The organism is Cereibacter sp. Soil_C_27 (genome assembly GCF_057657095.1).
In genome coordinates this window covers 483,806-500,728 of record NZ_JBDGJD010000004.1, presented here as the reverse complement: position 1 = coordinate 500,728, position 16,923 = coordinate 483,806, and the positions used below count along the sequence as shown (strand labels likewise).

Here is a 16,923-nt window from a genome sequence, read left to right as displayed (position 1 = left end):
GCGTCACCCTCCCTATTTTCTGTCCTTAAATATCCCGCGGGGGTCCGGGGGCGCGAAGCCCCCGGCGGGTTCCGCTAATCCGGCGCCAGCATGTAGCCCGACCCCCGCACCGTCTGCAGATAGCGCGGCTGCTTGGGGTCCACCTCGATCTTGCGCCGCAGCCGGGTGATCTGCACGTCCACTGCGCGTTCCTGGCTCTGCCCGTCGTCGCGGCCGAGATCGCCCACCAGTTTCTCGCGGCTCACCGCCTCGCCCGGCTGGGCGGCGAAGATCCGCATCAGCGCCGCCTCGGTCGCGGTCAGCCGCACCGGATCGGCGCCGCGCCACAGCTCGCCCCGCTCCAGATCGTAACGCACCGAGCCCAGATGCAGCACCTTCGGCCCGGCATCGGCCTTCAGCACCGGCACGCGGCGCAGGATGGCGTTGATCCTGAGCAGCAGCTCCTTGGGTTCGAAGGGCTTGGCCAGATAGTCATCCGCCCCCGCCTCCAGCCCCTCGATCCGGTTCGCCGTCTCGCCGCGCGCGGTCAGCAGGAGGATCGGCGTGGCGATCTCCTCGCGCAGCGCGCGGGTCAGGGTGATGCCATCCTCGCCGGGCATCATCACGTCGAGCACGATCATGTCGAACTCCAGCCCGGCCAGGAGCCGCCGCGCCTGCGCCGCGTCGCGGGCGGTCGAGACGAGGAAGCCGTTGCGCACGAGGAATTTCTGCAACAATCCCCGGATGCGCTCGTCGTCGTCGACGACCAGAAGATGGGCCTGCGGTTCGGTCATGCGCTGCTCTCCTTCAGCGTCTGATACTGCCTCCGCAGGTCCGGGTCCATCATCGCTTCGAGCACCTGGCGGAAGCCCTGCACCGCCGCGGGCCCCGCCACCCGGTAGGCGGCGCGCAGCCGCGCCCGCTGGGCATCCGACAGCACCCGCTCCAGTTCCGAGCCTTTCGCCGTCAGGAACAGGTGGCGCTCGCGCTTGTCGACCCGGCCCACCCGGCTCTCCACCAGCCCGTCCTCTATCAGCGTCCGGAGCACCCGGTTCAGCGATTGCTTGGTCACGCCGAGGATCGACAGCAGGTTGTTCACCGTGGTCCCGGGCGAGCGGTGGATGAAGTGGATCGCCCGGTGATGCGCCCGGCCATAGTCCATCTCGTCGAGAATCCGGTCGGGATCGGCGGTGAAGCCACGATAGGCGAAGAACATCGCCTCGATCCCCTTGCGCAACTGTTCGTCGGTCAGGAACAGCAGCGACTCGCCGCCCCCCGGCCCTGCTCCACCCTCGGCCATCGATCCGCTCTCCCTCGTTACAACGGGATTTTATGTCAGCCTTGTTGACTTTCCAAGACTCAACTGTTAGCGAATCCCCGGGTTTTGCGCAACTTTATGTCCGCACCGGACCTTTTCAGCGCAACAAACGGAAAATGCCCGCGGGCGAAGGAGGTTACGATGGCAGGTTATGACGATCGCGACGGTTTCATCTGGATGGATGGCGAGCTGGTGGATTGGCGCTCCGCCAAGGTGCACGTCCTGACCCATGCGCTGCATTATGCCTCCTCGGTCTTCGAGGGAGAGCGCTGCTACAACGGCAAGATCTTCAAGTCGGTCGAACATTCCGAGCGGCTGCGCAAGTCGGGCGAGTTGCTCGACATGCCGCTGCCCTATTCGGTGGCCGAGATCGAGGCGGCCAAGGAAGCCACCATCAAGGCCAACAACCTGACCGACTGCTACGTCCGCGCACTGGCCTGGCGCGGCGCGGGCGAAGACATGGGCGTGGCCTCGCAGCGCAACCCGATCCGCATGGCGGTGGCCTGCTGGGCCTGGGGCAACTACTACGGCGACGCCAAGTTCAAGGGCGCCAAACTCGACATCTCGAAATGGAAGCGCCCCTCGCCGGAGACGATCCCGCATGCCGCCAAGGCCGCCGGTCTCTACATGATCTGCACCATGTCCAAGCATGCCGCCGAGGCGAAGGGCTGTTCGGACGCGATGATGTTCGACTACCGCGGCTATGTCGCCGAGGCGACCGGCGCCAACATCTTCTTCGTCAAGGGCAACGAGGTCCACACCCCGATCCCCGACGCGATCCTCAACGGCATCACCCGGCAGACCGTCATCCAGATGCTGAAGGACAAGGGCATCACCGTGGTCGAGAAGCGGATCGAAGCAGCTGATCTGGAAGGCTACGAGCAGTGCTTCCTCACCGGCACCGCCGCCGAGGTGACGCCCGTCGGCCAGATCGGCGACTACAGCTTCGAGGTGGGCGAGCTGACGAAATCCGTCGCCACCGATTACGAAAAGCTGGTCCGCGCCTGACGGACAGAGAGCGCGCCCCCGGGCGCGCTCTTTCTCAACGCTGGCGGTTCAGGCGGTGCGACCGCGCTCGATCCGCAGGAATTCCATCAGGCGGCGGTTGCCCGCAGGGCGCGCCGCGTTCCGGTGCCAGATCGCCCGCGGGCTGCGCGCGATCTTCAGGAACATCTTCACCCGCCCGCCTTCCGACGGGCTGCGCTTGTCTGCAAGGTGACGGCTCATGTCGGTCCTCCTCTGGCTGCACGACAATTCCCCGAAGGCCCGGCGTCCGGCCCTTGCGGGAGGGGCACCCTAGCACGATTCGGCCTCACGACCAAACCGGGCGGCAGGGCCCCGCCGGTCACGACCCCGGGCCAAATCGCCGCGGCATCACCCGCTCCGGCTCGGGCTCCGGCCCCGGCTCGAACAGCGTGAAGCCGATCCCCGCCCAGCCCTCGCCGCCGAGCCAGCGCATCGCCGCCCCGGTCCAGCCCGCCGCCGTGGCGGCAAGCGCCAGAGCCAGCACCAGCTGCAGCACGCCGATCAGGTTCAGGATCCGCGCGAAGGGCTGCTTGCGCGTCTTGTGCCGGAGCCGCCACTGCGCCAGCTTCGCGCCCGGCCAGCCGCCGAACAACGCCAGCCGGAGCAGCGACACCTCGCGCAGCCGCCACGCCCCCGCGACCGAGCGGCGCTTGTCCAGCGCGAAGGCCGCATAGGTTGCGATGTTCATCACCCCAAGATAGGCCGCCGCCAGCCCGATCCCTTCCCAGCTCATCCTCACCCTCACCCGCCGCATGCGCCGCCCCGGATGCCGCGCCAATGTGGCGGATTTCAGGACAGCCGCGCCACCGCCCATTCCGCCGCCTCGGCCACCACCGCATCGGCGTCGCCCAGACACGCCCGCGCCGCGGGCAACAGCGCGGGATCGCCGGAATTGCCGATGGCATAGAGCACGTTGCGCAGGAAGCGGTCGCGCCCGATCCGCTTGATCGGCGACCCCGCGAAACGCGCGCGGAAGCCCGCATCGTCCAGCTCCGCCAGCTCGGCCAGAGGTGGCGCCCCGACCCGCGCGGCATAGCCGATCTCGCGCGCCGCGACGGCGAACTTGTTCCAGGGGCAGGCGGCTAGGCAATCGTCGCAGCCATAGATCCGGTTGCCCATCAGCGCCCGCAACTCCGGCTCCACCGGCCCGTGATGCTCGATGGTCAGGTAGGAGATGCAGCGCCGGGCATCGAGCTGGAACGGCGCCGGGAAGGCCCGCGTCGGGCAGGCCTCGAGACAGGCGGTGCAGGAGCCGCAATGCTCGGGCTCGGGCGCGTCCTTGGGCAGGTCCAGCGTGGTGAAGATCGCGCCGAGAAAGAACCAGTTGCCCAGATCGCGGCTCAGAAGATTGGTGTGCTTGCCCTGCCAGCCGAGCCCCGCCGCCTGCGCCAGCGGCTTCTCCATCACCGGCGCGGTATCGACGAAGACCTTGATCTCGGCCCCGGTCTCGGCCACCAGCCAGCGCCCCAGCCGCTTCAGCCGCTTCTTCACCAGATCGTGGTAATCCTTGCCCTGGGCATAGACGCTCACCGCCGCCCGGTCGCGCTCGGCCAGCACGGCGCGCGGATCGGCCTCGGGGGTATAGACCTCGGCCAGCATGATGACCGACCGCGCCTCGGGCCAGAGCGCCGCCGCATCGCCGCGCCACTGTTCGCGCTCCGCCATCCAGCCCATCTGCCCATGCCGCCCGGCCTCGAGAAAGGCCCTGAGCCGCCCCGCCGTTTCCGGCGCGGCGTCAGGCGCGCAGATCCCGACCTTGGAGAACCCCTCCTCCAACGCCCGCGCGATGAGACGCTCCTTCACGGGCAGTCCTTTCATCTTGGCCTAAATATCCCCGGGGGGCTATGAGTGTTTGGAAACCCTCCAGTGTAGGGTTTCAACGAATAACGCCCGGCCCGTGCGCTGGCGGGGGCAGACAGCCCCCGGCGCTTTCCCCTCAGAAATCCAGATCGGCGTAATGCGCCGGCGGCGGGAAGCCCGGCACCTGATCGACCAGCAGCGGCCGGAACGAAGGCCGCGACTTGATCTTGGCATACCAGTCCTTCACCACCGCATGCCGGTTCCAGTCCACGTCCGAGATGTAGTCGAGGCAGGACAGGTGAGCGGCGGCGGTGAAATCGGCCAGGGTCATCACGTCGCCCGCCAGCCAGCGCCGCTGATCGAGCAGCCAGGCCATGTAATCGAGGTGGTACTTGATCCGCTGCGAGCCGAACTTCACGTTCTTCGAATCCGGATAGCCCTGCGCCATCAGCTTCTTGTTCACCCGCTCGTAGAGCAGTTTCGAGGTGACCTCGCCCTGAAACTTGTCATCGAACCAGGCGCAGAGCCTCCGCACCTCGAAGCGACCGTCGGGGTCACGCGGCATAAGCGGCGGCTGCGGCACCGTATCCTCGATATATTCGCAGATCGCCTGGCTTTCCGACAGCACCTTGCTGTCCATCCTCAGCACCGGCACCTTGCCCGCCGGGTTGCGGCGCAGAAAGTCGGGCGAGGGCTCCCAATAGCGCTCCTCCACCAGCTCCACCTCGATCCGTTTCTCCGCCAGCGTCAGGCGAACCTTGCGGCAGAAGGGCGACAGCGGAGCGTGGTAAAGTCGGTTCATCGCAATGCGGGGCTTTCGAGAAGGGATGGGCCTTCATTGCCGCGTGGGGCGGCGGAATTCAATCCCGCAATGGTAAATAGGGCGGCAATCGGCCTGCCTACTCGAAGCAGGCCGCCCGCCCGTCGGCGCGGATCGTGTCGGCGCCGTCGATGATCGAGGCGGCGCGGCGGCGGGTGAAATCGCCCGGATTGGCCGCATCGCGCCCCTTGGGGTCGGGCAGCACCGCCGCCAGCCGCGCCGCCTGCCGCGGGGTGAGATCCGAGGGTTCGACCTGGAACGCGTGGGCGGCGGCGGCCCGGATGCCGAAGACGCCCTCGTCGAATTCCGCCACGTTCATGTAGACCTCGAGGATGCGGCGCTTCGTCCAGACCGTCTCCACCACCGGGGTGATGATCGCCTCCAGCGCCTTGCGTGGCCAGCTGCGGCCCTGCCAGAGGAAGACGTTCTTCACCACCTGCTGACTCAGCGTCGAGGCGCCGCGATTGCCGCCCGCCTCCATCGCCGCACGGATCGCCCGCATATCGAAGCCCCAGTGCAGGCAGTAGTTGGCATCCTCCGCCGCGACGATGGAGCGCGCCATCACCGGGGCGATCTCCTCCCAGTCGGCCCATTCCTGCTCCACCCCGCCCAGACGACGGCCTTCGGCCAGCATGGTGAAGGTGGTGGGCGGGTTCACCACGGCGAAGAGCAGCACGAAGAACAGGGTTAGCGCGCCAAAGCCGATCACCCCGCGCAGCGCCCAGCGCCGGATCAGCCGCCCGGGCCGCAGACGCGGGGCGGGCGCCGGCTTGCTGGCGGATTTGCGCGAGGAAGGCTTGCGTGTCATCGGCGAAGCAAGACCACGAAGCCCGCGCCGGGGTCAAGCGCTGCGAGGCCGCGCGGGGCGCGAAAGCCGAAAGCCCCAAAGCCGAAGGCCCCGGGGTTTCCCCCGGGGCCTTCGCGATCACTCCGCCGGAACCGCCTGCGGCTCGTCGCTCAGGGGATGCGGCAGGTGCACCAGCATCTCCTTCGGACAGGCCTGCAGGAAGTTCTGCCGCTCCACCGCCCAGTCGGCCAAGATGCGCTGCGCATGGCGGCTGCCGGTCTCGCGCACGTGGCGCTCGATCAGCCCCTTCAGCTGCGCCTCCCAATGCGGGTGGCTGACGGCACAGGTCACCAGCGTCTCGAGGTTCATGAAATCCTCGGCAACGCCTTCCGGGTCGTAGAGATAGGCCATGCCCCCGGTCATCCCGGCGCCGAAGTTGGCACCGATGCTGCCGAGGATCACCGCGACCCCGCCGGTCATGTATTCGCAGCCGTTGGTGCCGCAGCCCTCCACCACAACCGTGGCACCGGAGTTGCGCACCGCGAACCGCTCGCCCGCCCGCCCGGCGGCAAAGAGGAAGCCGTCGGTCGCGCCATAGAGCACGGTGTTGCCGATGATGGTGTTCTCCGCCGCGACCAGCGGGCTTTCCATCTGCGGCCGGACCACGATCAGCCCGCCCGAGAGCCCCTTGCCGACATAGTCGTTGGCATCGCCCGAGACCTCGATCTTCAGCCCCTTGGTGGCGAAGGCGCCCAGCGACTGGCCGCAGGAGCCTGACAGCTTCACCGTCAGGTGGTCATGCTGCAGGTTGTTGCGCATGCCGTATTTGCGCACGATATGCGACGAGGCCCGCGTGCCGATGGTGCGGTGCGTGTTGCGCACGGCATAGCTCAGCTGCATCTTCTCGCCATCCTCGAAGAAGCGCGCGCCGTCCTTGACGATCTCGGCATCCAGCGTGTCGGGCACGTGGTTGCGCGGCTTCGAGCGGTCGTAGGTGATCCGGTTCGCCCCATCCACGGTGATGAGCAGCGGGTTGAGGTCCAGATCGTCGAGATGCGCCGCCCCGCGGCTGACCTGCGTCAGAAGATCGGCCCGGCCGATGATCTCGTCCAGCGACCGCGCCCCGATCGAGGCGAGGATCTCGCGCACCTCCTGGGCGTAGAAGGTGATGAGGTTCACCACCTTGTCCGCCGAGCCGGTGAACTTGGCGCGCAGCGCCGGGTCCTGGGTGCAGACGCCCACGGGGCAGGTGTTCGACTGGCACTGCCGCACCATGATGCAGCCCATGGCGATCAGCGCCGCGGTGCCGATGCCGTATTCCTCGGCCCCCATCATCGCCGCCATGACGATGTCGCGCCCGGTGCGCAGCCCGCCGTCGGTGCGCAGCGTCACCCGCTCGCGCAGGTTGTTCATCGCCAGCACCTGATGCGCCTCGGTCAGACCCATCTCCCACGGCAGGCCTGCATATTTGATCGAGGTGCCCGGAGAGGCCCCGGTGCCGCCGTTGTGGCCCGAGATCAGGATGATGTCGGCCTTGGCCTTGGCCACGCCCGCTGCGATGGTGCCGACGCCGCTGGCCGAGACCAGCTTCACCGTCACCTTGGCGCGCGGGTTGATCTGCTTGAGGTCGTAGATCAGCTGCGCGAGGTCTTCGATCGAGTAGATGTCGTGGTGCGGCGGCGGCGAGATCAGCGTCACGCCCTTGGTCGAATGCCGCAGCCGCGCGATCAGCTCGGTCACCTTCATGCCGGGCAGCTGGCCGCCCTCGCCGGGCTTGGCGCCCTGGGCGACCTTGATCTCCAGCTCCTCGCAGGCATTCAGATATTCCGCCGTCACGCCGAAGCGCCCGGAGGCCACCTGCTTGATCTTGGCGCTGGGGTTGTCGCCGTTCGGCTCGGGCAGGAAATGCGCCGGATCTTCGCCGCCCTCGCCCGAGTCGGATTTCGCGCCGATCCGGTTCATCGCGATGTTCAGCGTCTTGTGCGCCTCCGGCCCCAGCGCGCCGAGGCTCATGCCCGGCGTGACGAAGCGCTTGCGGATCGAGGTGATCGATTCCACCTCCTCGATCGGCACCGGCTTGCCCAGCACCTTGATGTCCAAGAGGTCGCGGATATGGATCGGCGGGTTGGCCCGCATCGCCGCGGAATACTGCTTCCACAGATCGTAGGAGGCGCGGTCGCAGGCCGATTGCAGTATATGCATGGTCTGCGCTTCCCAGGCGTGCTTCTCGCCCGAGCGCCGCGCCTTGTAGAAGCCGCCGATCGGCATCACGTCGGCCCCGCCGAGCCAGCCTTTCGCATGGACCTCCTCCAGCTTGTGCTGGATGCCCGAGACGCCGATCCCCGAGATGCGGCTGTGCATCCCCGGGAAATACTCGGCCACCATGGCGCGGCTCAGACCGACCGCCTCGAAGTTCAGACCGCCGCGGTAGGAGGAGATCACCGAGATCCCCATCTTCGCCATGATCTTCAGCAGACCCGCGTTGATCGCGTCGCGGTAGCGCCGCATCGCATCGGTCAGCGAGCCCTCGACCAGACCGCGTGCGATCCGGTCGGCAATGGTGTCCTGCGCCAGATAGGCGTTCACCGTGGTGGCGCCGCAGCCGATCAGCACCGCGAAGTAATGCGGGTCGATGCATTCCGCCGAGCGCACGTTGACCGAGCAGAAGGTCCGCAGACCCTTGCGCGTCAGCCAGCTATGCACCGCCGAGGTGGCGAGGATCATCGGCATCGGCACCGCATCCTGCCCCTGCCCCTGATCGGTCAGCACGATATGCGACGCGCCCGAGCGCACCGCATCCTCGGCCTCGGCGCGGATGCGCTCCAGCCCCAGCCGCAGCGCGTCATGCGCCCGGCTGGCCGGGAAGGTGCAGTCGATGGTCGCGACATTGGCCCCGAACTGCGACAGCATCACGTCGAATTCGGCATTGGCCACGAAGGGGCTCTCGAGGATCAGGATCTCGGTCTGGCTGGAATTGTCCTCCAGCACGTTCTTGAGGTTGCCGAACCGCGTCTTCAGGCTCATCACCCGGCTTTCGCGCAGGCTGTCGATCGGCGGGTTGGTGACCTGGCTGAAGTTCTGCCGGAAGAAGTGGCTCAGCGGACGATAGACCGAGGACAGCACCGCCGGCGGCGTGTCATCGCCCATCGAGGCGATCATCTCCTTGCCGTCCTCCGCCATCGGAGCCAGCACCTGCTCGATCTCCTCGACGGTGTAGCCCGCCGCGATCTGCCGCTTGCGCAGCTCCGCCGGCTCGAACATCGCCGCTTCCGGCACGTCGCGCAGCAGCGCGTTCAGGTCCACCACCTTCTCGATCCAGGCGCCGAAGGGCTGCGAGCCCGCCAGCCGGTCCTTGATCTCGGTGTCGTGGTAGAGCTTGCCCTGCGCCATGTCGACGGCGATGATCTGCCCCGGCCCGAGCGCGCCCTTCTCGCGCACGCTCATCTCGTCCACCGGTACCATCCCGGCTTCGGACCCTGCGATCAGCATGCCGTCGCCCGTCACCACATAGCGCATCGGCCGCAGACCGTTGCGGTCCAGCCCGCCGCAGACCCAGCGGCCATCGGTCATCGCCAGCGCCGCCGGCCCGTCCCACGGCTCCATCACCGCGTTGCAATAGGCATACATGTCCGCCCAGGCCTTCGGCATGTCGGTCGTGGTTTTCGACCAGGCCTCGGGGATCATCATGGTCTTGGTCATCGGCGCCGACCGGCCCGAGCGCACCATCACCTCGAACACCGCGTCCAGCGCCCCCGAATCCGACGTCCCCTGCGGGATGATCGGCTTGATGTCCTCCGCCGCATCCCCGAAGGCCGAAGAGGCCATCCGGATCTCGTGCGATTTCATCCAGTTGACGTTGCCCTTCAGCGTGTTGATCTCGCCGTTGTGCGCCAGCATGCGGAACGGCTGCGCCAGCCACCACTGCGGGAAGGTGTTGGTCGAATAGCGCTGGTGATAGATCGCGAAGGCGCTCTCGAAGCGGTCATCCATCAGGTCGGGGTAGAAGACCGCGACCTGCTCGGCCAGCATCATGCCCTTGTAGATGATCGACCGGCAGGAGAGCGAGCAGAGGTAGAGCCCGGCGATCTGCGCCGCCAGCGCCGCCTTCTCGATCCGGCGGCGGATGATGTAGAGCTCGCGCTCGAACTGCTCCTCGTCGATGTCCTTCTCGTTGCGGATCAGGATCTGCTCGATCTCGGGCCGGGTCGCATTGGCCTTCTCGCCCAGCACCAGCGTGTCCACCGGCACATGGCGCCAGCCGTAGATGTAGTGGCCCATCCGCAGCACTTCGGTCTCAACGATGGTCCGGCAGCGTTCCTGCGCGCCGAAATCGGTGCGCGGCAGGAAGACCTGACCGACCGCGATCAGCTTCGACATGTCGGGCTCGTGCCCCGTCCGGCGCACCTGATCGTAGAAGAACCGCACCGGGATCTGCACATGGATGCCCGCGCCGTCGCCGGTCTTGCCATCGGCATCGACGGCGCCGCGGTGCCAGACCGCCTTCAGCGCCGAGATCCCGCTCTCCACCACCTTGCGCGACGGCTTGCCGGAGATCGCGACCACAAGGCCGACCCCGCAGGAGGCATGTTCGTCGTCGGATTTGTAGAGCCCGTTCTCGTCCAGCCAGGCACGCTTGGCTTCTTCGGCTTTCACCCAGGCTTCATCATAGATCGTCATGGCGTTACTCCTCTGGGCTGGCTTGGAACGCGGCAAGCACTTCGGCTTCCGTCATCTGGTGGGTCGGGCCGGCAAAGCTCCAGGCCTGCGGCTTGCAATCGATGTAGATCTCGTCCGAAAGCCGCAGGCCGGACAGATCGTCCAGCAGCCCGGCGGCAACGAAATATTGCGGCGGCGCATCCGGCAGCATCAGCCGATACCAGAGCATCGAGCCGCACTCGCCGCAAAAAGCACGCTCCGCCCAGTCCGAGGACCTGCGGCGCTTCACATGCTCCGTGCCTTCGACGGTCAGGGCAGACTCGGCCACCGTCACCGTCAGGAAGGCCGAGCCGGTCCAGCGGCGGCACATGCCGCAGTGGCAGGCGTGGATCTCGTGGTCGATGCCGTCGAGCCTCAGGCTCACGGCGCCGCAGAGGCAATGTCCGCTCCGGTCAGTCGTCATGGCGCACCTGTCGCAGAAGCCGCTCCATCGGGGATTGCGACAGGATCGCGTCGCAGTCGAAGATCGGCTGGGTTGCCGCAAAACCCGGCTCGCCGGGGAAGATGAACTGCACCGGGCTGCCATCGACCGGGATCGGGTTGCCGTCGCCATTGTCCCATTCGGTGGGTCCGGCAAAGAACAGCCGCCAGTCGCGGTGGATGTATTCCGTGCCCCGCGCCTTACGCAGAAGGCTGCCGCCGATGCTGGTTTCGGAGAACTCGAAAGCGGTCTGCTCCAGTGCGATGCCGTCGATCACCACCGTCTTGCCGGTCAGCCGATCATAGCCGCTGACCTGACTGCGCTCGCCGCTGTCCTTGCTCAGCCCGAAGGCATAGCTGTCGGCGCCGGTCAGCAGCTCGGTGAACGAAGCCGGGTCTTCCGGGTTCGGGTCCATCACCTGCGCCACGGTGGGAAACATCTCGTAGCTTTCCACCCACTGCGCTTCCGAGTCGATCCGACTGAGGAAGAACACCCCCTGCTGGTCGAAGTCGGCGCGCCACTGGTCGCCCGGCGCGTCCTTCTCGCAGCGGTAATGGTTGGAGACACGGCAGCCGCGCGACTGCACCGTCATGAAGCCGGTGCAGCCTTCGGGCGGGGTGAACCCCGCCGCCGCCGCAGGCTGGGCAAGGGCCAGCATCAGCCCTCCCGCCGCCATGATCCGTGTCAGCCCCATTGCCTTGCTCCCGGCCTGTTCAGGTCAGCGCCCCTGTCCCGGTTTCCGGACCGGCCCTGCCCCGCTGCGATGATCCCGTGCATCATCCGTGCATGGGATGCAGACGCAAATCATATCCGCCTTCTGCGCTACTCTGCCGCCACCGCAGCCGGTTGCGCCAGATAATCGAGGATCGCCTCGGCGGCCTCCCGCCCGTCGCGGATCGCCCAGACGACGAGGCTCGCGCCGCGCACGATGTCGCCCGCCGCGTAGACGCCCGGCAGGTTGGTCGCGTGGCTGCGGAAATCGGCCTTCACCGTGCCCCAGCGGGTGACGCCCAGATCCGGCACGCCCCAGAGCGTCGGCAGCGCCTCGGGCTCGAAGCCCAGCGCCATGATGGCGATATCGGCGGGCTCGACGTAATCGCCGCCCTCGATGATCTCCGGCATCTGCCGACCCGTCGCATCCGGCTCGCCCAGACGCATCTTCTGCACGATCACGCCTTCGACCGACTCGCCGCCGGTGAAGCCGCGCGGCGCCGAGAGCCAGACGAATTCGACGCCCTCTTCCTCGGCATTGGCGACCTCGCGCTGCGAGCCCGGCATGTTCGCCCGGTCGCGGCGGTAGAGGCATTTCACGCTGACGGCGCCCTGACGGATCGCCGTGCGCACGCAATCCATCGCGGTATCGCCGCCGCCGATCACCACGACGCGCTTGCCCGCCGCGTTCAGATCGCCGTTTTCATAGGCTTCGACCTCGTCGCCGAAGCTCTTGCGGTTCGAGGCGGTGAGGTAGTCGAGCGCGGTCACCACGCCCTTCGCTCCCACGCCCGGCGCCGCCAGATCGCGCTGCTTGTAGACGCCGGTGGCGATCAGCACCGCATCGTGCTGGCCGCGGATTGCGTCGAAGCTCAGGTCCACGCCGACATTGCAGTTCATCACGAATTGCACGCCCGCCTGCTCCAGCTGCTCGACGCGCTGCATCACCACGTCCTTCTCCAGCTTGAAGCTGGGGATGCCGTAGGTCATCAGCCCGCCGGCACGGTCGTAGCGGTCATAGACCGTGACCTGAATGCCCTTGCGCCGCAGCATGTCGGCCGCCGAAAGCCCGCCGGGGCCAGCGCCGATGATGCCCACCGACTCGCCGCGTTCCGCATGCGGACGGATCGGCTGCACCCAGCCGTTTTCCCAAGCCGTGTCGGTGATGTATTTCTCGATCGCGCCGATGGTCACGGTGCCGTGGCCCGACTGCTCGATCACGCAGTTGCCTTCGCAGAGCCGGTCCTGCGGGCAGATGCGGCCGCAGATCTCGGGGAAGGTGTTGGTGGCCTGGCTGATCTCGTAGGCCTCCTGCAGCCGCCCCTCGGCGGTCAGGCGCAGCCAGTCCGGGATGTTGTTGTGCAGCGGGCAATGGCTCTGGCAGAACGGCACGCCGCACTGGCTGCAGCGGCCGGCCTGCTCGGCGGCCTTGGCATCGGCGAACTCGCGATAAATTTCGTGGAAATCCTGAGCCCGCAAAGGTGCGGGACGTTTCTCGGGCATCTCCTTGTCGGTCGTGACGAACTGGAGCATCCGTTGCTTTGCCATGCTGCATCCCTCGGGCTACTTGCGGGTGCGCCTTATTACTGCACGGCAATCTGCAATAAAAGTCAGCTATGCTGACCTATATGTCGGTTTATCCGATGATGCGTCAACTTTGCTGACCGAAAACCGAACTTTTGGGTCAACCTTTCTGACCTATCGCCTCACCGTCCCAGCAGAAGCGCGGTCAGGGCCGCCGATCCGACGACGATTCGCCACCAGCCGAACAGGGCGTAGCCATGGCGGCTGACATAGCCCAGCAGCCACTTCACCACGACGATACCGCTGATGAAGGCCATGACGAAGCCCACCGCGATCTCCGACAGCGCCCCCGCGTCGAGCACGTCACGGTTCTTGTAGAGATCGTAGGCAAAGGCCCCGGCCATGGTGGGCATCGACAGGAAGAAGGAAAACTCCGCTGCAGCCCGCCTGCTGGCCCCTAGCAGAAGCGCGCCGACGATGGTCGAGCCGGAGCGCGACACGCCGGGGATCATCGCGAGGCACTGGATGAAGCCGATCTTCAGCGCCATGCCCAAGGGAAGCGCCATCGCATCGTCATGCCGCGGCTCGGGCGCCATGCGGTCGACGAAGAGCAGCACGATCCCGCCAAGGATCAGCATGATCGCGATCAGCACCGGCGTCTCGAAGAGCACCGTCTTGATGAAGTCATGCGCCAGAACCCCGATGACCACGGCCGGCATGAAAGCCACCAGCACCGAGACAATGAAGCGCCGCGCCTTGGGATCATGCGGGGCGGCGGCGAAGACCGCCAGAAGCTTCGCGGCATAGACGGTCAGCACCGCCAGCACCGCGCCAAGCTGGATCACCACCTCGAAGGTGCGTCCCGCGCTCTGGAAACCGAGGAAATGGCCTGCGAGCAGCAGATGCCCGGTCGAGGAGACCGGGATGAACTCTGTCAGACCCTCGATGAGACCCAGAAATGCGGCGACCAGCGTCGTCGGTTCCGCCATAGCCGCTCCTGTTCGTCAGATCTTGCGAAGGTTCTTCGCCGAATTCTTGATCGAGGCATACTGGCCCGAGGGCCGGAAGCTCCAGAGATACTCGGGCAGCACCGCTTCCATCGCCGTCGGCACGATGCCCAGATCGGCAAAGCCCTTGGCGCCCGGTGCCACCACATTGTCCTGCGCGAGGTTGCGCACCTGATCGCGGGTCAGGATCTTGTTGCTGAAGAGCCCGAGCGTCAGGGTCTGCAGCAGATCGAAGGCCCCGGCCATCACATGCGCAAGGAAGAAGGGGATGTTGACCACCATCTTGCGACGCTCGATCACCGCCAGCATGTCCCGCATCAGCTCGCGGAAGCTCGCCACATCCGGACCGCCCAGCTCGTAGATGCCCGGCGCGGCCTTGCCCGTCGCCCCGAGAACCGCTGCCTGTGCCACGTTGTCGACATGCACCGGCTGGAATTTCGTGTCGCCGCCGACCACCGCCAGCACCGGGGCAAAGCGAGTCATGGCGGCGAAGCGGTTGAAGAACTGGTCTTCCTGCCCGAAGATCACCGAAGGCCGCAGGATCACGGCACGCGGATAGGCCGCGAGGATCGCCGCCTCGCCCGCCGCCTTGCTGCGCGCATAGGCGCTGGAGCCTGCCGGATCGGCGCCGATCGCCGAGAGATGCACAAGAGTGGCGACGCCCTCTTCCGCCGCGATCCGGGCGACGCGGCCCGCGCCCTCGGCCTGCACCGCGCCGAAGGTGTTCCTGCCGACCTCGGCCAGCACGCCCACGCAGTTGATCACCGCATCCGCGCCATGCATCACCGCGCGCACCGAGGCGTCATCGCGGATGTTGCAGAACACCGGCTCGACCTGACCGACACTGCCATAGGGTTTGACGAACAGGGCCTCGTTGGGGCGACGAACCGCCACGCGCACACGCCAGCCCTCTTTCGCCATGCGGCGGACAATATACCGCCCGACGAAGCCCGAACCGCCATAGATCGTGACAAGCTTGCTCATCTTCCATCCTCTTCCGGGCATGGTCCAATTCTGCCCCCTCCCATAACTTTCCGGGGCGTCTGGAACAAGCGACAATACGCATGCGGATTTTTCGTGACACCCCGTTGACAGTCCCTGCGAGCCTCTTTAGATCACCCCTCACGACACCTGCCCAGGTGGCGGAATTGGTAGACGCGCACGGTTCAGGTCCGTGTGCCGCAAGGCGTGGAGGTTCGAGTCCTCTCCTGGGCACCATCGATCCTTCGTGCCAATTCGAAGGATCAGCGCGTGACAATCCATTTGCATCGCAATGACTTGCCCTCTGGGCTGGACCTCGGTCCCGTCGTTGCCATCGACACCGAGACGATGGGTCTGGACCCGCGTCGCGACCGGCTCTGCGTCGTGCAGCTGTCGTCCGGTGACGGTCACGCGCATCTGGTCCAGATCGACAGGGGGCAGCGCTCCGCCCCCAACCTCGAACGCCTGCTGACCGATCCCGCCGTCCTGAAACTGTTCCACTATGGCCGCTTCGACATCGCCGCGATGTTCGCCGCTTTCGGCGTCGTCACCGCGCCGGTCTGGTGCACCAAGATCGCCTCGCGGATGATCCGCACCTTCACCGACCGGCACGGGCTGAAATACCTGTTGCAGGAGCTGGTGGGCGTCGACGTGTCGAAGCAACAGCAGACCTCCGACTGGGGCGCCGAGAAGCTGACCGACGCGCAGAAAGACTATGCGGCATCGGACGTGCTCTATCTGCACCGGCTGAAGGCCGAGCTTGAGTTGCGGCTGATCCGCGAGGGGCGGATGGAGCTGGCGCAAAAGTGTTTCGACTTCCTTCCGACGCGGGCGCAGCTGGACCTGATGGGTTGGGACGAACCGAATGACATCTTCCACCACTGATTTCCTCGCCACAGGCCGCCGGGTCATCGCCCGCGAGGCCAAGGCGCTCACGGCCCTCGGCGCCAGCCTCGACGGCGGATTCGCCGAAGCCGTCGAGATGATCATGCAGGCCCGGGGCCGGGTGATCGTGTCCGGCATGGGCAAGTCGGGCCATGTCGGCCGCAAGATCGCCGCGACGCTCGCCAGCACCGGCACGCCGGCGCAATTCGTCCATCCCGCCGAGGCGAGCCATGGCGACCTTGGGATGGTGATGCGCGGCGACGTGGCGCTGGTGCTGTCCAACTCGGGCGAGACGCCGGAGCTGGCCGATATCATCGCCCACACCCGCCGCTTCGGCATCCCGCTGATCGGTGTCGCCTCGCGCGCGGGGTCCACCCTGCTGCGCCAGTCCGACGTCGCGCTGGTGCTGCCGCCGGTGGCCGAGGCCTGTGACACCGGGATCGTGCCGACCTCCTCCACCACGATGACGCTGGCGCTCGGCGACGCGCTGGCCATCGCGCTGATGGAGCATCGGCAGTTCACCCCCGAACATTTCCGCGTCTTCCACCCCGGCGGCAAGCTCGGGGCGCGGCTGGCCAAGGTCAGCGACCTCATGCACCGCGAGCCGCCGCTGATCTCGCCCGACACGCCGATGAGCGAAGCCTTGCTGGCGATGAGCGGGCGCGGCTTCGGCGTGGTTGGCGTGAGGCGCGACGATGGCTATCTGACGGGGGTGATCACCGATGGCGACCTTCGGCGTCACATGGACGGGCTGCTGGCCCTGACCGCCGCCGAGGTCATGACCCGCAACCCCCGCACCATCGGTCCCGAGGCGCTGGCGGAAAAGGCTGTGGCGGTGATGAACGAGAAGAAGATCACCTCGCTCTTCGTGGTGGAGCCGGAAGGCAGCGGCAATGCCGTGGGCCTGATCCACATCCACGACTGCCTGCGCGCCGGCGTGGCCTGAGC

16 protein-coding genes and 1 tRNA gene are annotated in these 16,923 nt (G+C 66.8%); 4 read left to right on the top strand and 13 right to left on the bottom strand.

The window, feature by feature from the left end; genetic code table 11:
* Positions 1 to 74: 74 nt before the first annotated feature.
* Both AC3A5Z_RS17220 and AC3A5Z_RS17215 read right to left on the bottom strand, forming a co-directional pair.
* Entirely contained in the window at positions 75 to 773 is a 699-nt protein-coding gene (locus AC3A5Z_RS17220) for a response regulator (protein WP_107661887.1), read from the bottom strand.
* Entirely contained in the window at positions 770 to 1,279 is a 510-nt protein-coding gene (locus tag AC3A5Z_RS17215) for a MarR family winged helix-turn-helix transcriptional regulator (protein ID WP_107661888.1), read from the bottom strand. Before AC3A5Z_RS17215 ends, AC3A5Z_RS17220 begins: the two co-directional genes overlap by 4 nt.
* A 159-nt stretch (positions 1,280 to 1,438) precedes the next feature.
* Between AC3A5Z_RS17215 and AC3A5Z_RS17210 the strand changes: the two genes are divergently transcribed.
* The gene (locus AC3A5Z_RS17210) at positions 1,439 to 2,305 is read left to right on the top strand and encodes a branched-chain amino acid aminotransferase (RefSeq protein ID WP_487520542.1); all 867 of its coding nucleotides are present in this window, start codon (positions 1,439 to 1,441) and stop codon (positions 2,303 to 2,305) included.
* A 48-nt stretch (positions 2,306 to 2,353) separates the two neighbouring features.
* On the opposite strand, the gene AC3A5Z_RS17205 is transcribed toward AC3A5Z_RS17210, so the two are convergent.
* From AC3A5Z_RS17205 to AC3A5Z_RS17155, 11 genes are all read right to left on the bottom strand, one after another.
* A complete protein-coding gene (locus AC3A5Z_RS17205) occupies positions 2,354 to 2,524 on the bottom strand; it encodes a hypothetical protein (RefSeq protein WP_487520541.1) in 171 nt (56 codons plus the stop codon).
* Between the two features lie 118 nt (positions 2,525 to 2,642).
* Positions 2,643 to 3,056, bottom strand: coding sequence for a DUF1294 domain-containing protein (locus AC3A5Z_RS17200; RefSeq protein WP_487520540.1), 414 nt, complete (start codon positions 3,054 to 3,056; stop codon positions 2,643 to 2,645).
* A gap of 56 nt (positions 3,057 to 3,112) precedes the next feature.
* Positions 3,113 to 4,141 carry a tRNA epoxyqueuosine(34) reductase QueG gene (gene queG, locus AC3A5Z_RS17195; protein WP_487520539.1) on the bottom strand — a complete coding sequence of 343 codons (1,029 nt, stop codon included), beginning with the start codon at positions 4,139 to 4,141 and terminating at the stop codon, positions 3,113 to 3,115.
* 118 nt (positions 4,142 to 4,259) lie between these two features.
* Entirely contained in the window at positions 4,260 to 4,925 is a 666-nt protein-coding gene (gene fzlA / locus AC3A5Z_RS17190; RefSeq protein WP_487520538.1) for an FtsZ-binding protein FzlA, read from the bottom strand.
* A gap of 97 nt (positions 4,926 to 5,022) precedes the next feature.
* Positions 5,023 to 5,751 carry a monofunctional biosynthetic peptidoglycan transglycosylase gene (mtgA, locus tag AC3A5Z_RS17185; RefSeq protein ID WP_487520537.1) on the bottom strand — a complete coding sequence of 243 codons (729 nt, stop codon included), beginning with the start codon at positions 5,749 to 5,751 and terminating at the stop codon, positions 5,023 to 5,025.
* A gap of 117 nt (positions 5,752 to 5,868) precedes the next feature.
* Positions 5,869 to 10,407: a glutamate synthase large subunit gene (gltB, locus tag AC3A5Z_RS17180; RefSeq protein ID WP_487520536.1), complete on the bottom strand. Its 4,539-nt coding sequence runs from the start codon at positions 10,405 to 10,407 to the stop codon at positions 5,869 to 5,871.
* A 4-nt stretch (positions 10,408 to 10,411) separates the two neighbouring features.
* Positions 10,412 to 10,849, bottom strand: a complete 438-nt coding sequence (locus tag AC3A5Z_RS17175; RefSeq protein ID WP_487520535.1) for a GFA family protein — start codon at positions 10,847 to 10,849, stop codon at positions 10,412 to 10,414.
* Positions 10,839 to 11,561, bottom strand: coding sequence for a hypothetical protein (locus AC3A5Z_RS17170; RefSeq protein WP_487520534.1), 723 nt, complete (start codon positions 11,559 to 11,561; stop codon positions 10,839 to 10,841). The genes AC3A5Z_RS17175 and AC3A5Z_RS17170 overlap by 11 nt, the downstream gene beginning before the upstream one ends.
* 128 nt (positions 11,562 to 11,689) lie before the next feature.
* Complete coding sequence (locus AC3A5Z_RS17165) at positions 11,690 to 13,126, bottom strand: NAD(P)-dependent oxidoreductase (protein ID WP_487520533.1); 1,437 nt, start codon at positions 13,124 to 13,126, stop codon at positions 11,690 to 11,692.
* Positions 13,127 to 13,284: 158 nt separating this feature from the next.
* Complete coding sequence (locus AC3A5Z_RS17160; protein ID WP_487520532.1) at positions 13,285 to 14,091, bottom strand: undecaprenyl-diphosphate phosphatase; 807 nt, start codon at positions 14,089 to 14,091, stop codon at positions 13,285 to 13,287.
* Positions 14,092 to 14,106: 15 nt separating this feature from the next.
* Entirely contained in the window at positions 14,107 to 15,093 is a 987-nt protein-coding gene (locus AC3A5Z_RS17155) for a complex I NDUFA9 subunit family protein (protein ID WP_487520531.1), read from the bottom strand.
* Between the two features lie 149 nt (positions 15,094 to 15,242).
* Between AC3A5Z_RS17155 and AC3A5Z_RS17150 the strand changes: the two genes are divergently transcribed.
* From AC3A5Z_RS17150 to AC3A5Z_RS17140, 3 genes are all read left to right on the top strand, one after another.
* A tRNA-Leu gene (locus AC3A5Z_RS17150) sits at positions 15,243 to 15,327 on the top strand.
* 33 nt (positions 15,328 to 15,360) lie between these two features.
* Positions 15,361 to 15,975 (top strand): ribonuclease D, encoded by a 615-nt coding sequence (locus AC3A5Z_RS17145; protein ID WP_487520530.1) that lies wholly within the window; start codon positions 15,361 to 15,363, stop codon positions 15,973 to 15,975.
* Positions 15,956 to 16,921 (top strand): KpsF/GutQ family sugar-phosphate isomerase, encoded by a 966-nt coding sequence (locus AC3A5Z_RS17140; protein WP_487520529.1) that lies wholly within the window; start codon positions 15,956 to 15,958, stop codon positions 16,919 to 16,921. The genes AC3A5Z_RS17145 and AC3A5Z_RS17140 overlap by 20 nt, the downstream gene beginning before the upstream one ends.
* Positions 16,922 to 16,923: the final 2 nt, after the last annotated feature.